This is a genomic window from Rhizobium sp. 2MFCol3.1 (assembly GCF_000377565.1).
Classification (GTDB): domain Bacteria; phylum Pseudomonadota; class Alphaproteobacteria; order Rhizobiales; family Rhizobiaceae; genus Rhizobium.
This window is the reverse complement of sequence record NZ_KB898363.1, coordinates 57,982-72,835: the sequence shown is the minus strand read 5'-3', so window position 1 is coordinate 72,835 and position 14,854 is coordinate 57,982. Positions and strand designations below refer to the sequence as shown.

The following is a 14,854-nucleotide window of genomic DNA, read 5'->3' as shown; positions in this document are numbered from 1 at the left end:
TCACCACTTGTAAAGAAAGACGCGCTAACGCAAGCGTGGTTCTAACTATCGGATAAAGCTCGCGCATCTGCTTTGGATGCAAACCAGCCCCCCACAATCAAACCCCGCTAATCAACTCAATCTTCGACCCATCGCTGAACCGCGACAGCCGGAATGCCTTGGGATCGACGATCGGCGCCCTGCCCGTCACGATATCGGCCATCAGCCGCCCGGCTGCCGGCGCTATGCCGAAGCCGTGGCCGGAAAAGCCGGTGGCGATATGGAAGCCGGGAATGGCCTCGACGTCGGAGATGACAGGCACCGCATCCGGCGTCACGTCGATATAGCCCGCCCAGCGCTGCGCGATCTCGGCCTTCTCGAACACGGAAAACGCGGCCTTCAGCTCCGCCAGCGCCTTGTCCTGCTTGCGCCTGGATGGGATGGGATCGAGCACCCTGTTATATTCGAAGGGGCTTGCCTCATCGAGCGACCACTGGCGCGGGATCCGGGCTTCGTCGAGGAAGCGCAGGCCGAGCCTGAAGGAGAGCGCCTTCCACTCCGAGCGCAGCGCCGGCAGAAAATCCATGGCATGGCGAAACGACGCCGGCACGATATCGACGATATTGTCGTAACCCGACGCCACCGTATACCCGCCGTCCTGGCGCTTGCGGATGGCGAAGTCGTTGGCCCAGATCGTCTGCTCCGGCCCGCCTTCGAGCGGCTTCGTCCGCAGAACGCTGTTCATCACCTTCAATTGCGGAAGATCAATCCCGAAGCGGCCCGAAAACAGGCTGGACCATGCCCCACCGGCGAGAACCACGGCCTGGCAGGCGATCGGCCCGCGTTCCGTTACCACGCCGCAGACCGCGCCCGCAGCCAGTTCGATCCCGCGCACAGCGCATGCGGTGAGGATGGTGGCGCCCTTGTCGCGCGCGGCCTCGGCAATCGCGGGTGCCGCCTTCTGCGGCTCGGCGCGGCCGTCGGCGGGTGTGTAGAGCGCGCCGGCCATGGGTAGCTTGGAGCCGGGAAAGAGATCGCCGAACTCGCGGGCGCTCAGCATCCTGGTGTCGATCTGATAATCCTGGAGATTGGCGCGCCAGCGGTCGTGATCCGACAGTTCCTTCTCGTTGGCGCAGGTAAAGATGATGCCGGCGCGCTTGAACCCGGTATCGCGGCCCGTGCGGGCGTCGAAATTGTCCCAGATGCGCAGTGCTTCGGCCATGAGCGGCACCTCGCGCGGATCGCGCATCGAGATGCGCACCCAGCCCCAGTTGCGGCTCGACTGCTCCTGCCCGATCCCGCCCTTCTCGCACAAGACGACCTTCAGCCCACGCTCGGCGAGCTCAAGCGCCGTCGAGCACCCGACGATCCCGCCACCGATCACCACGACATCGCAGGCATCGGGAAGCGTTTCATCGCCGTGAACGGGAACGACATAGGGACCGGGCATAGAGGATCTCGCGGATGGTGGTTCGTATCACGAGATGGTCTAGCGCCCGCGACACGCGCTAGAAACAGCAAATCCGCAACAAGTGCGAATTTGCCGCGGATAAGAACAACTTACGACGATCGCGGATCGAGCAGCACCCGCCAAAACTACCAGGTTATTTCAATGGAAACGCAAACACGTCGACCGGTTCGCCAAGCCCGCGGAGCGGAAACGCCCCCAAGCTGTCCATCTCGTCTTCCTGCCCCGCCATCTCCACGAACGCCCGAGACAGGAGCACCGGCCGCTTGATCTCCTTGGTCAGGCTCTCCAGCCGCGAAGCGACATTCACCGCAGGACCGATCACGGTGAAATCGAGCCGCCGGCGCGATCCGATATTGCCGTACATCACCTCTCCGACGTGCACGCCGATCCCATAGCGAAGAACCTCACGGCCCTTGCGCTTGTTCTCGGCGTTCAGCTCGACCATCGACGCCTCGGCGGTCTTGATCGCCTGCAACAGGTTTTCGCAGGCCTGAGGATTGCTGAGCGGGAAGATCGCCAGCATGCCGTCGCCCATGAATTTCAGGATTTCGCCGCCATGCTTCTCGATCGGCTCCGACATCGCGTCGAAATAGCCGTTGAGGAGCTCGATCACGTCGTCGCGCGGCCAGTGGTCGGAAATCGTGGTGAAATCGCGCAGATCGCAGATCAGGATCGCCGCTTCCACCGTGGCGCCGCTGCCGCGCGTCGTGGCGCCGGCCAGGATCTGCTCGCTGGCATGCGGGCCCACATAGGTCTGCAACAGCGTACGCGCCATGATGTTCTTCAGCCGGATCTCGGTCACCAGCGTCAGCGCCGGCAGCAGGTCTTTCAGATAATCGAGATGCTCTTCCAGGAAACCACCGGGACGATCGCTGGCGAAGGTCACGATGTGCCGCTTGCCGAGCGTATGCTCCATCGGCCAGGCGATGTACTCGGTCACACCCTCACGCTTGAGGTCGTCATAGAATTCGGCATGTCCGTCGCCGGGGCGAAGCGCCTCGATATCCTTGCGCACCTCGGCTGCACCGCTGAAGATCTCGTTGACGGGGCTTCGCAGAAACTGTGGTGTGTTTTCGATGCCGTAGTCGAAGGTGGTGATCTTCGCCTCGGTCATCCCGGTCTGCCAGAGAATGCGCGCACCCAGCCATTGCGGATGATGCGTTCTGAAATGCATCGTGGCGCGACTGACGGGAATGCCCTCGTCGCGCAGCCGGTCGCAGAGCTGGACCAGAAGATTGTCGATATAGCGCTCGTTGCGGGTCTCGTTGACCAGCCAGTCGAGGCTGGCCGTCCGCTGCCGCGGCCACTGGCCAACGCTCAGCTCGGAAGGCTGTGGAGCCGGGTTTGATTGGAATTGCATCGCCCTACACTCCGCGAGATCCCGCGGCCTTCTCAACATCAAAACAAAAAATCATTCCTACGCCAGCTAAATGGGGTGGCCGGTCGTGGAATGGAATGCCTTATCGGCAACAGCTAACGGAAAAAGTTTCGGCCGGCCCGGTCAATCAGCCAAGCAGACGCCGTGTCTGCTCGATCGTTTGCGCGCTGGGCTTTGTCGGCCGGTACTCCAGCCCCAGGTAGCCGCGATAGCCCTGAGCCACAAGCCAGTCGGCGCGCGCCTTCAGGTCGATCGAGCCGCTGCCCGGCTCGTTGCGGCCGGGATGATCGGCGATATGAACATGGAAGACCTTGTCGATATCGCCGCCGATCACACTGGCCGTATCCTCGCTCATGACGGCGGAGTGGTAGATATCGTAGATGATCCCGATCTCCGGCCTGCCCGTCTCCTTGACGATATCGAGCCCTTCCCGCGTCGATTCCAGAAAATAACCGACATGGTCGATCAGCGTGTTCAAAGGCTCGACGCCGAGCCGAACGCCGCTGTCAGCAAGCACCTCGCCGGCGCGGCTCAGCGTTTCGGTCAGCGCCGCCCGTTGCTCCTCGCGGGACTTGCCGGCGAGATCGTCGCCTGCCTGCGCGATCAGCGTCTTTGCCCCAAGCCGCCGCGCGACCTCGATCGTCCGCTTCAGCCCCTCGAGAAACGCCGCCTGGTTGGCGCGGTCCGTGAGCGGGATCATCGGCTCGGCGACAAAGCTTGCAAGCTCGATGCCGGTCTCGTTCAAGGCCCATTCGATGCTGCCGACATCCTTGTTGGTCCACCGCCAGAACTCGACGGCTTCCACACCGTGGCGGTGCGCCAGCCTGATACGATCGGCGAAGGTCTCGGCTTCATCGGCGAAAAGCCATTCGATACAGGCAGAAAGCTTCATGACATCTCACTTCGTTTCAGCAAGGCAGACGGTGCGATCCGAGCCATTTGCCCGGACTGTAGGCGCGCCAAACCATCCGCGCCAGCATTAGACTCGCTGCCGCAATATTACAAACCACAGCGATAGTTTTCATGCAAAATACACGCATCATGTTTATTTTTGATTGTGTCGGCGAAATCCCAAACTAGGATATTGCCAGCGCCGATCTGCGCATACCCACCTGGAGACACCAATGCAGCTCGCGCCGCAGCACCGAATCTATGTCTGTTTCTTCCTTTTCGCGGTATCGATGGGCGCCCTGCTCGCCCGTATGCCGGACCTGCAGCTGGCGCTCGGCGTCGATCGCTCGGAGCTGGGCCTGACGCTCATCGGTGCTGCCGTGGGTGCGCTGACTGCGCTCACCTTCGCCTCCCCCATCATCGAGCGCCTAGGCGCCCGCACGACGGCCTTCATCACCGTGCTCGGCACATCGGCGCTGATCGCAACCGTGCCGTGGATGGCAAGCGCGCCTTTGGTGTTCTGCATTCTCATTCTCGAGGGATTGCTGGCCGGCTCGCTGGAAATCAACCTCAATGTCGAGATCGACCGCATCGAGGCGCAACTCGGTCGTGGCGTGATGAACCGGGCGCACGGCTTCTGGAGCCTCGGCTTCTTCCTCACGGCACTTGCCGCGTCCGGCATTCGCCAGGCAGGCGTGCCGATGCATATCCATCTCGGCCTGACTTTCGCTTTCGTGCTCATCGTCGGCACCTGGGTCATCTCGGGCATGCGCAATGCGCCGGCGCGCGTCACGCACCATGAAGAAGCGAAAGCGCCGTTGATCGCGCTGCCGACGGCAGGCCTGCTGCCGCTCTGCGGCATCGGCATCGCCGCCTTCCTGATCGAGGGCGCCGGCATCGACTGGTCCGCGATCTACATGCGCGACGTCTTCAATTCCGAACCCTTCATCGGCGGATTGGGCCTCACCTCGTTCACCTTCTTCATGGCCGCCGCCCGCCTGCTGGTCGACCCGCAGGTCGATCGTTTTGGCGCACGCGCCGTGGCGACCGTTCTACTGGTGCTGGCCGCCGCCGGCGTCATCGCCGTGTGGGTGGCCCCGCATCCCTTCGTGGCATTGCTCGGCTTCGGCCTCATGGGGGCCGGCTGCAGCGCTGTCTATCCCCTCAGCGTCTCGGCGGCCGCGCAGCGCACCGATCGCCCGTCCCACGTCAACGTCGCGGCCGTGGCGCAGATGTCCTTCGTGGTGTTCTTCCTGGCGCCACCTCTGCTCGGCTTCATCGCCGACCACGCCGGCATGCGCATCGCCTATCTCATCTGCCTGCCGCTGATCATCTACGCGCTGCTGTCGATCAAGTCGCTGCCCAGCCGCAGACGCGCCGAGCAGCCGACCGATGCGAGCGCCGGAAGCGCGGCCTAAATAACGGCGGCAAACTCGGAAAATAAACTTTCGCGACCGCCGATGGCGTTCGCGAGGGCACAGCGAATCGTTGGGCCGGCAAATCATGCACTGCGAAAAAATCCCGATTCGAATCGTTCTGGAACATGCTTTTCAGCATGACTGGCACACGCGCGACCGTTGTGATTCGCACGGTTGAATGAAGATCAAAAACCGTCGGATAAAGTGCAGGCCCCGCCTTCCCGGCGGCACTCGCCGAAGCGAGTGTTGCATCTGCAATACTTTGATTTCTTTGAAGAAATGGTGGGTGATGTAGGGCTCGAACCTACGACCCGCTGATTAAGAGTCAGCTGCTCTACCAACTGAGCTAATCACCCGTCCGCGCTGTGTTGCGTGGTGTGAGAGGGCGTATAAACAGGATCGTTCGGCTTGTCTAGCGCCCTTCCGAAAATTCTTTCAACAAACGCGATTTTTTTGTGCGTTGCCGAAATCCAATGAAATCAAAGGTCCAGCGTGCCGGTCGCAAGCCGCACCGCCTGGCCGCCGATCCGGGCGTTCGAAATCGCCCCGCCCTCGATATCCATATGCAGGTGGATAAAGGACGGGCGCCCCATCTCCACGCCCTGCTCGATCATGACGTCGTGATGACCATCCGGAAGCCGGTCGAAATGATGGATCGCACCTGACAGTGCCGCCGCCGCCGATCCCGTCGCCGGGTCCTCTACAATCCCCATCCCACTCGCAAACATCCGCGTATGGAACTTCGCGATGTGGTTCACGCCACCGCGACAATAGATGTAAGCGGAAGCCAGCGCCCCATCGACGAAGGGCACGGTCGCCTCCCAAAGCTGCGGATCGAAATCCAGCCGTTCGGCTACGCCGATATCGCGCACCGGCACTAGGAGGAACGGCACGCCTGCCGTCCACAGCGAGGGGACGTGATTCTCGAAGCCGATCTCGCTCGTCTTCAGCGACAGCGCCTTGCCGATGCCGATCCGATCGAGCGGCATGGTGATCTGCTGCGATTTGCGCGGCAGGTCGAATTCCGCAAAGCTCGCCTCCCCCTCGTCCAGCCGCACCGCGCAGCGCACCGGGCCGACGTTTTCCTCCAGCACAGAGACAAGATCGATCGTCGCACCGCCATGGATGCGTTCCGCGAGCGCGATCGCGGTGCCAACGGTCGGATGCCCGGCAAAGGGCAGTTCCCGGCCCGGCGTGAAAATACGGATCTTGGCGACATGGGCGGGATTGCCGGATGCCTGCACGAAGACCGTTTCGGAAAGATTCAGTTCCTTGGCGATGGATTGCATCGCTTCGTCGCTCAGATCGTCGCCATCGAAGATGACCGCCAGCGGGTTGCCCGTCAGCTTGCGATTGGTGAATACGTCATAGACGCTGTAGCTGCGCGCCACATCGGCCTCCTTGTATCGATCCTCGTGTCGCCAACCTGCCCGACCGCTTGAGCGAGCGCAAGGCGTTAGGTGAGCGAAGACTTATGGAAGTACCAGTCGATGACGGGCAGCATCGCGAAGTTATAGGAATAGGCCTCCGGATCAGCCGAGCGGATGGCAACCGCGCCCGCGATTTCCTTGTCGTCGGCAACCAGCATATGCGCGTGGATCCGCTCGACGATCTCATCGGCCGTCAGGTCGAATCGGAATATCCTGAGCACGGTGACCGTGCGCCGATGATAGGTCGCGAAATATCCGTCCCCTGCCTGCGCATCACGCAGATCGAACCCGGTCTCTTCCAGCACCTCGCGGCGCATGTTGTGTTCCAGGTCGCAGCGCCCGTCGAACGTATCCTCAGGCTCCAGCGAGCCGGCCGCGAAATAGACCTGCCCGGGATTGGCCGTATGCGCCCCCATGCGGATCGCCACCAGCGCCCCATCGCTGCTTTCGATGACAGGATAGGCGAAGAGATGGATGCCGCCCTGCCGCTCCGGCTGCCGCCGCCAATACATGAAGGTCGAGAAGGGAATCATGTGCCCCTCGCCCGCAAGGCCCTCGCTCGTCAGCGCCAGCCGCTTCTGGAAAATCATCCGGCCATCGAAAAGATGCGAATTGGCCGCCGTCTCGCTGACCCAGTTCTCGGCGATCGCCTCGCGGTTGGCGCTGTAGAACGGATGGTCATCAGGTAGAACCCTGAGATCGATGCCCGCGATCGGAAACACCGTGCGCGGCTCCGGCCAGCCGACGAAATCCTCTGAAAAATCCATCTCAAATCCATTCATGTCAAATCGAGTTCCATGACGACGGGGCAATGATCCGACGCCTTCGGCCGGTCCCAGCCGGTGCGGGGATAACGCTCGACCTCCTGGCCCGGCGGAAACACCGTGCGGAAGGGCTGGCCGTTGCGAATGATCTCTGGCAGCCGCCCGGCATTTGTCTTGGCCAGCGCCGGCGACAGCCAGATGTAATCGAGCTGGCAAAGCCACTGCTCCTCCGGCCCGCGCGCGTGATAGAGCGTCCAGCGGTCGAGAGGATCGCGGCGGCGCACGACATTTTCCGCGAAGCCGCCGCGGCTGAGTTCGTTGAGCGCGCTCTCGCTCTCATCCTCATGTTTGAACGAATAACCCGTCCGCCGCCGCCCGATCACGTCGACGCGCTCCTGGTAGTCATTCATGTCGCCGCAGATGACGAAACGCTTTCCGTCGGTGTTACCGGCCCCGAATCGGCCCTCGATAATCCGCCGCACCGCCTTCGCCTCGGCCCGGCGAACCGGCATCGTGTAGCGACGACCGTCCACGCCCTCGCGCGGCCCGCCCATCGACTTGAAGTGCACGACGTAAAGCGTCACCGGCACGCCGCCGATCCTGAGATCGAGCTCCAAGCAGTCACGCTTGAAGATCTTGTCGTCGAGATGCGCGTGCTCCGCGAGCTCGTCGTTGAAGAGATCGAGATCGCGATAGGTCGTCATCGCGTGGCTCTTGATCTCGACAAGCTCGATCTTCTGTCCGTCGCGTGTCTCCTCGCGCATCAAGACGGCGACGTCGATGCCGCGGCTGTCATTGCCCTCGACCAGATATTTCTGCCGGTAGCCGTTGCCGACCATGCGGAAGAGATAACCGTATTCGAAGGCCTGTAGCGCCTCCATGTTGTCGATTTCCTGCAGGCAGAGGATATCGGCATCCGCGTCAGCAATCGCCAACGCCGTCATCTGCCGGGTATCGTCAGTGGACGCGATCACCCGCGCCTGCTCCAGCTGCTGGTAAACGCCCTCGCTGTGGACCTCGAAGAGCTTGATCACCCGGTCCTGGCGCAGCTGGTTTCGAAATCCGGTGAAGTCGAACCGCGTCATGAGGTTTTCGACGTTGAAGGTGGCAATGCGTAAAGACATCAGGCACTTCCGGTTGGCTTTGCGCCAACACTAGCCAGCAAATCCCGCTTCGGAAAGCCCGCTCCGCCAATCATAGACGCCAGGCGCCGCGCACGATGGCCCGGACCTCATCGCCGACGGCAAGCTTCGATCGGCTGAAAGCCCTGAGGATCTGCCCATCCGCAAGCCTCAGCCGCGCCGCGTAGCGCTCGCCCTCGTAGAGCACAGATTCGACCGTCGCCGCGATCCCCTCGCCGCCGAGGATGACATCCTCCTGCCGCACCAGAATATCCGACCGCGAGGCCGAACCACCCTCACGCGCAAACAGCGGCTCGACCGCCGCCCAATCCAGTTGCCTGACGTCACCATAAGGAGACTTCAGCGAAACGATCGCCCCACGGCCGATCAACCCGCCGACGACGCGCCCTTCCGGCCGCGCATAGATTTCATCCGGCGGCGCCACCTGCAGCAGCTGGCCTTCCGACATCACCGCGACATCGGTCGCCAGCGCCATCGCCTCGCTCTGGTCGTGTGTGACATAGACCATCGTCGCGCCGGAGCGCTGATGAAACTCGCGAAACGTCTCCTCCATCTCCTGCTTCAGGTGTCGGTCGAGATTGGCGAGCGGCTCGTCGAGCAGCACCACGTCGGGGGACGTGACGAGGCAGCGCGCCAGAGCCACGCGCTGCCGCTGCCCGCCCGAGAGATCGGCCGGCCGCCGCTCCGCATAGGCTTCGAGCCTCACGGTCGACAGCGCCTCGCCCACCTTCCTGCGATAGGCCTCGCCCGAGATACCGCGCACCTTCAGGGGATAGCCGACATTGTCGGCGACGCTCATATGAGGCCACAGCGCATAGGACTGGAACACCATCGCCATGTTGCGCTTTTCCGGCGGCAGCGATTGCGAGGCGTCGGCGAGCAGCCGTTCGCCGAGATGCAGCGACCCGTCGGTCGGCGTCTCGAAGCCGGCGATCATGCGAAGCACCGTCGTCTTGCCGCAGCCGGACGGCCCGAGCAGCGCCAGGAATCCGCCCTCGCGCACGTCGATCGAAAGGTTGGAGACGGCGGCCCGGCCTGTGCCGAAATCCTTGGCGACGCGATTGAGGATCAGTTTCGCCACGGCACAACTCCCTTCGGCAGCCGCTTTGCCATCAGTTCCAGAAGCAGCATCATGAAAACGACCATGAGAACGACGAGCACCGAGAGCGCCGAAGCGAGATCGGAGCTGCCGCTGTCATCGAGATTGTAGATGGCGACGCCGAGCGTCTGCGTGCCCGCCGACCAGAGCAGCGCCGAGATGGTGAGCTCGTTGCAGGCGATCAAAAAGACGAGGATCACCGAGGCGCCGGCCGCCGGCGCGATCAGCGGCACGATGATATCCTTCAGTCGCCGGAAAAACCCCGCCCCCGACAACCGCGCCGCCTCTTCCAGCGCCGGATCGAGCTGGTGGAAGGCGCTGACCACGGGCTTGAGGCTGACGGCGAAGAAGCTGGAGAGATAGGCGATCAGGATGATCCAGACCGTACCGTAGATCGTCACGTTGATCAGCGGTATCGGTGCCGCGAAGACCAGGATGAACGACACCGCGACGACGATCCCCGGCAGCGAATACGGGATCTCTATGACGCTGGCGACGATGCGCCCAAGCAAATCCCTGCGCCGCGTCAGCGCGTAGGCCGCAAGCACAGTCACCACAAGGAGACATATCGCAGTACCCGCCGCCAGCGACAGCGAATTGACGAAAGCCGTGCGCGTCACCGCCTGCTTGAACAGGATCTCGGAGAAGGCATGGAATGTCATCGTCTTGAAGGTCAAGGGCACGCCATAGGCCGGCACAAGGGCGCCTGCGAGCAGCGCGAAGAAGGGTGCGGCGAGCATGAAAAAGATGACGATCCAGAGAACAGGCGCAAACAGGAGCTTCCAGTATCCAAGCTCGAAGGTGGCGGTGGCGCCCGAAAGACCGAGCACGCGATAATCGCGCCCACGCAGCGCCCGGTCCTGGATGGCGAGACCTGCCACCGAGATGATCGCGATGATCGCCGAGAGCAGCGCCACGTCGCCGAAGGTGCGGCTGGTGAAGGCCGAAAACTTGGTGAAGATCAGCGTCGGCAGCGTGTAGATCGAGGCCGGGATGCCGAGAATGGCGGGAATGCCGAAATTGCCGGTGCAGGAAACGAAGGAGATCGCGGCGCCAGCGATAATCCCCGGCAGCGACAGCGGCAGAATGATGTCGCGAAACACCCGGAAGCTCGGGGCTCCCGACAGACGCGCCGCCTCGACCCCGTCGCGCGGCAGCGACATCAGGCTCGCCCGCAGCGCCAGATAAACCAGCGGCGCATGCTGCACGCCATAAAGCAGCGCAATGCCGCCGATCGAATAGAGCAGCTGCGGCGAGCCCAGCGGCGGCGCGATATGCAGCGCCTTCAGAAGCGGGCTCGACGGCCCCGACATCTGCACCCAGGCAAGTGCCGTCACCTGCGGCGGGATCATCATCGGCAGCACGAAGAGGAAGCTGATCAGCCCCTTGGCCTTGATGTCGGTGAGCGTCAGCAGGAAGGCGAAGGCGCAGCCGATCGCAAGCGAGATGACCGTGCCGAGGACGGCCGTCACCAGCGTGTAATAGGTCGCCGACCACAGCGCCGGATCGGACAGAACCGCAATCGCGCCGCCATTGGCGAGCGCGGCGATACCCGTCATCGCCAGCCGCGCAAGCGGCAGCACGCTGAGGATGAGGACGATCAGACCGATAAAAGGAAACAGCCAGACGGGCTGGCTGTTTCCGGGACGCACATATCCGTACATCGAGATGAGATCAGTTCGAGCCGTAGATGCCCGAGAAGGTCTTCAGGTCGGCATCGGTGTTCTTGAGCGCGGAGGCAGCGTTGATCGGCAGCACCTTGATCGTGTCACGTGCCGGGAAGCCTTCCGGAAGCTTCATGCCGTTGCGAGCAGGGATGTAGCCGAGCTTGACGAAGCCTTCCTGGCCCTTTTCGGAGAGCACGTAATCGACGAACTTCTTGGCGGCGTCGGCGTTCTTGGCGCTGGCGAGGATGCCGACCGGCTCGGTCACCGCGGAAACGCCTTCCGTCGGGAAGACGAACTCGACCGGCGCGCCCTTGGCCTTTTCGCGGATCGGCATGTAGTCGACGATCATGCCATAGGCCTTTTCGCCCGAGGCGACGGCCTTGAGGATGGCGCCGTTACCGCCGGCAGCGGTAGCGCCGTTTGCGGCCAGATCCTTGTAGAAGTCCCAGCCGAGGCCATCGACGCCGGCAAGCGTCTGCGCGTGGATGAGTGCCGCACCCGAGGTCAGCGGGCTCGGCATGGTGACGAGGCCCTTGGCTTCCGGCTTCGTCAGGTCCTTCCAGCTTGTCGGCTTCAGCGAGGCCGACGTGTTGTAGATGATGCCTGTGGTGATCAGCTTGGTCGAATAGTAGTAGCCGTCGGCGTCGAACAGCGAGGCGTCGTAGTTCGCGGCTTCAGGCGACTTGTAGGCCATCAGCTTGCCGGCTTCCTTGAGGCGTTCGAGCGTCACCGTGTCGGCAATCAGGAGAACGTCGGCAACCGGATTGCCGGCCTCGATCTCGGCCTGCAGCTTGGCCATGATCTTCGGCGTGCCGTCGCGTACCCAGTCGACCTTGATATCGGGATTGGCGGCCATGAAGCCATCGACGGTTGCCTGCGCATCCTCGTTCGGCTGGCTGGTGTAGAGCACCAGGTTTTCGGCGGATGCGGGAATGGCAAACAGGCTTGCAGCGAGAAGTGCCGCGGCGGAAACGATGGTCTTCATGGATAATGCCCTCGGTGATGGAAGGCCGTTCATTAGACATCTGGATTAACACGATTGTGACAGCTGCTATTCACCGATCACGGGGCCATCCACCCTTGACCCCATCACCTCCCCCCTATCTTCTAGCCCGCGTTTTGATTTTCGATTTCGGGACAGGAGGAAGTCTTATGGAATATCGTCAATTGGGCCGTTCGGGCCTCAGGGTTTCCACGCTCACCATGGGCACCATGACCTTCGGCGGCCAGGGCTGGGCGAAGACCGTGGGCGACCTCGGCGTCTCGGAAGCCCGCCGGCTGGTCGACATGTGCATCGACGCCGGCGTCAACCTGATCGACACGGCCGACGTCTATTCGGCGGGTGCATCCGAGGAGATCATCGGCGAGATCCTCGGTGGCGTCAGAAAGAACGGCACGCTGATCGCCACCAAGGCCCGCTTCCCGATGGGCGAAGGCCCGAACGACGCCGGCAATTCGCGCTACCACCTGATCAGCGCCTGCGAAGCCAGCCTGAAGCGGATGAAGACCGATGTCATCGACCTCTACCAGGTCCATGAATGGGACGGCCAGACGCCGCTCGAGGAAACACTGGAGGCGCTAGATACGCTCGTGAAGCAGGGCAAGGTCCGCTACGTCGGATGCTCCAACTTCTCCGGCTGGCACATCATGAAGGCGCTGGGGATCAGCGAACGCGAACACCGCGAGCGCTTCGTCAGCCAGCAGATCCACTACACGCTGGAGGCCCGCGACGCCGAATTCGAGCTGCTCCCGATCAGCCTCGACCAGGGGCTGGGCGTGCTGGTCTGGAGCCCGCTCGCCGGCGGTCTTCTGTCTGGCAAGCATCGCCGCAACCAGGCCGCCCCCGAAGGCACCCGCCAGTTCGCCGGCTGGACCGAGCCGCCGATCCGCGACGAGGACCGCCTGTGGAATATCGTGGAAACGCTGGTGTCGGTGGCAGAAAGCCGCAACGTCTCGGCAGCCCAGGTGGCGCTCGCCTGGCTGCTTGGTCGCCAGGCGGTGACGTCGGTCATCATCGGCGGGCGCACGGAAGCGCAGTTCAAGGACAATCTCGCGGCGGCCGACCTGAAACTGTCGGCGGAAGAGCGCAAGCGGCTCGACGATGTCAGCCTGCCGCAGCTGCTCTATCCCTACTGGCACCAGCGCAACACCGCCAGCGACAGGCTTGGCGAGGCCGATCTATCCCTGCTCGGCCCCCACCTCAATCAATAAGACCGAAACGGTCGGCGGCTCAGTGGCCGCCGATCTCGCCCGCGATCAGCTTTCCAAGCCGCGCGATACCTTCCTCGATCTTCTCCTCGTTGCTGGAAGAGAAGCTCATGCGCAAGGTGTTCTCTCCCGAACCATCGGCAAAGAAGGCGCGCCCTGGCACGAAGGCGACCTTGACGGTCTCGATCGATTTCGCGAGCAGCTTCGCCCCATCCATCCCCTTCGGCAGTGTCACCCAGACGAACATGCCGCCCTCCGGCTTCGTCCAGCTCACGCCGGCTGGCATATGCTTTGCGAGCGCAGCCAGCATCGCGTCGCGACGCTTGCTATAGGCTGCCTTGATCTTGGCGACCTGGGCGTCGAAGCCCTTGCGCGCGACCTCGGCAATGGCGATCTGGTTGATCGTCGAGGAATGCAGGTCGGCCGCCTGCTTCATCAGCACCAGCTTGCGGATAACAGGCGCGTTGGCGACGATGAAGCCGACGCGCAGGCCCGGCGCCAGCGTCTTCGAGAACGATCCGCAATAGATCGTCCTCGTCTTGTCGATATCGCCCTTCTCGGCGATCTCCAGCGACAGGATCGGCGCGATCGCCTCGCCGTCATAGCGCAGCGACTGATAGGCCGCGTCCTCGATGATGGCGATGTCCATCTCGTCGGCGAGCTTGATCAGCTTCTGGCGGCCCGCGAGATCGACGGTCTCGCCGGTCGGGTTGGAGAAATCGGCGGAGAGATAGGCGAACTTCACCTTGCCGCCGGCTTCCTTGGCCTGCGCCTGATAGGAGGCAGGCGTACGGTTGCCGTTGGGCGTCAGCTGGTCGTAGGCCGGCTCATAGGCGTTGAACGCCTGCAGCGCACCGAGATAGGTCGGCCACGTCACCAGCGCCGTGTCGTTGGGCGACAGGAACAGCTTGCCGAGATAATCCAGCCCCTGCTGCGAGCCGGAAACGATGAAGACGTTGTCGAGGCCGCAGGCGATCCCGAGCTTGCCCATCTCGCCCACCAGCCATTCGCGCAGCGGCTTGTAGCCTTCGCTGACCGAATATTGCAGCGCCGAGTTGACCGCCGTGCTGTCGAAAATATCCGAATAGGCCTGCTTGAACTCCTTGTCCGGAAACAGCGCCGGATCGGGAATTCCGCCCGCGAACGAAATGATATCAGGTTGGTCGAGAAGCTTCAGAAGCTCGCGGATTTCCGAAGCGCGCATGCGCGACGAGCGGGTTGCAAAGATGTTATCCCAGTTGAGCATGGGGCGCTTCCTCGTAATTTTTTGTCTTTACTGGACAAGATCACGCAATAAATGATAAGTCAACATTACTGACCTATTTGTTTGCTACCGTGACAATTTTCCGCAATTTTAATCCGAAAACAGGCCAAATCGGCCTTTGCAAAGCACACGCTGCGGCAGTA

Annotated in this window: 12 protein-coding genes and 1 tRNA gene; 2 read left to right on the top strand and 11 right to left on the bottom strand. The window is 62.6% G+C overall.

The features are described 5' to 3' along the window. Positions 1 to 97: 97 nt before the first annotated feature. The 3 genes from D460_RS0119985 to D460_RS0119975 all read right to left on the bottom strand — a co-directional run bounded on the left by D460_RS0119985 (position 98) and on the right by D460_RS0119975 (position 3,720). Positions 98 to 1,429 carry an FAD-binding oxidoreductase gene (locus tag D460_RS0119985; protein ID WP_018900353.1) on the bottom strand — a complete coding sequence of 444 codons (1,332 nt, stop codon included), beginning with the start codon at positions 1,427 to 1,429 and terminating at the stop codon, positions 98 to 100. 154 nt (positions 1,430 to 1,583) lie between these two features. Then, on the bottom strand, positions 1,584 to 2,810 hold the full coding sequence (locus tag D460_RS0119980; RefSeq protein ID WP_018900352.1) for an adenylate/guanylate cyclase domain-containing protein: 1,227 nt from the start codon (positions 2,808 to 2,810) through the stop codon (positions 1,584 to 1,586). 145 nt (positions 2,811 to 2,955) lie between these two features. Beyond that, a complete protein-coding gene (locus D460_RS0119975; protein ID WP_018900351.1) occupies positions 2,956 to 3,720 on the bottom strand; it encodes a TIM barrel protein in 765 nt (254 codons plus the stop codon). Between the two features lie 232 nt (positions 3,721 to 3,952). Here D460_RS0119975 and D460_RS0119970 point away from each other — a divergent pair, with 232 nt between their 5' ends. Further along, positions 3,953 to 5,137 carry an MFS transporter gene (locus D460_RS0119970; RefSeq protein ID WP_018900350.1) on the top strand — a complete coding sequence of 395 codons (1,185 nt, stop codon included), beginning with the start codon at positions 3,953 to 3,955 and terminating at the stop codon, positions 5,135 to 5,137. 280 nt (positions 5,138 to 5,417) lie between these two features. Here D460_RS0119970 and D460_RS0119965 read toward each other — a convergent pair. The 7 genes from D460_RS0119965 to D460_RS0119935 form a co-directional block, all read right to left on the bottom strand. Next, positions 5,418 to 5,493: transfer RNA gene (locus D460_RS0119965), tRNA-Lys, on the bottom strand. Between the two features lie 123 nt (positions 5,494 to 5,616). Next, entirely contained in the window at positions 5,617 to 6,528 is a 912-nt protein-coding gene (locus D460_RS0119960; RefSeq protein ID WP_018900349.1) for a PhzF family phenazine biosynthesis protein, read from the bottom strand. Between the two features lie 65 nt (positions 6,529 to 6,593). After that, the gene (locus D460_RS0119955; protein ID WP_245267771.1) at positions 6,594 to 7,334 is read right to left on the bottom strand and encodes an NUDIX hydrolase; all 741 of its coding nucleotides are present in this window, start codon (positions 7,332 to 7,334) and stop codon (positions 6,594 to 6,596) included. 11 nt (positions 7,335 to 7,345) lie between these two features. Continuing rightward, entirely contained in the window at positions 7,346 to 8,455 is a 1,110-nt protein-coding gene (locus D460_RS0119950; RefSeq protein ID WP_018900347.1) for an endonuclease/exonuclease/phosphatase family protein, read from the bottom strand. A gap of 70 nt (positions 8,456 to 8,525) precedes the next feature. Then, positions 8,526 to 9,554 (bottom strand): ABC transporter ATP-binding protein, encoded by a 1,029-nt coding sequence (locus tag D460_RS0119945; protein ID WP_018900346.1) that lies wholly within the window; start codon positions 9,552 to 9,554, stop codon positions 8,526 to 8,528. After that, a complete protein-coding gene (locus tag D460_RS0119940) occupies positions 9,542 to 11,236 on the bottom strand; it encodes an iron ABC transporter permease (protein ID WP_018900345.1) in 1,695 nt (564 codons plus the stop codon). Before D460_RS0119940 ends, D460_RS0119945 begins: the two co-directional genes overlap by 13 nt. A 10-nt stretch (positions 11,237 to 11,246) precedes the next feature. After that, complete coding sequence (locus D460_RS0119935) at positions 11,247 to 12,224, bottom strand: ABC transporter substrate-binding protein (protein WP_018900344.1); 978 nt, start codon at positions 12,222 to 12,224, stop codon at positions 11,247 to 11,249. A 167-nt stretch (positions 12,225 to 12,391) separates the two neighbouring features. Here D460_RS0119935 and D460_RS0119930 point away from each other — a divergent pair, with 167 nt between their 5' ends. After that, a complete protein-coding gene (locus D460_RS0119930; protein WP_018900343.1) occupies positions 12,392 to 13,450 on the top strand; it encodes an aldo/keto reductase in 1,059 nt (352 codons plus the stop codon). A gap of 19 nt (positions 13,451 to 13,469) precedes the next feature. Here the strand turns inward: D460_RS0119930 and D460_RS0119925 are convergent, their stop codons facing one another. Continuing rightward, positions 13,470 to 14,693 carry a PLP-dependent aminotransferase family protein gene (locus D460_RS0119925; RefSeq protein WP_018900342.1) on the bottom strand — a complete coding sequence of 408 codons (1,224 nt, stop codon included), beginning with the start codon at positions 14,691 to 14,693 and terminating at the stop codon, positions 13,470 to 13,472. Between the last annotated feature and the right edge of the window lie 161 nt (positions 14,694 to 14,854).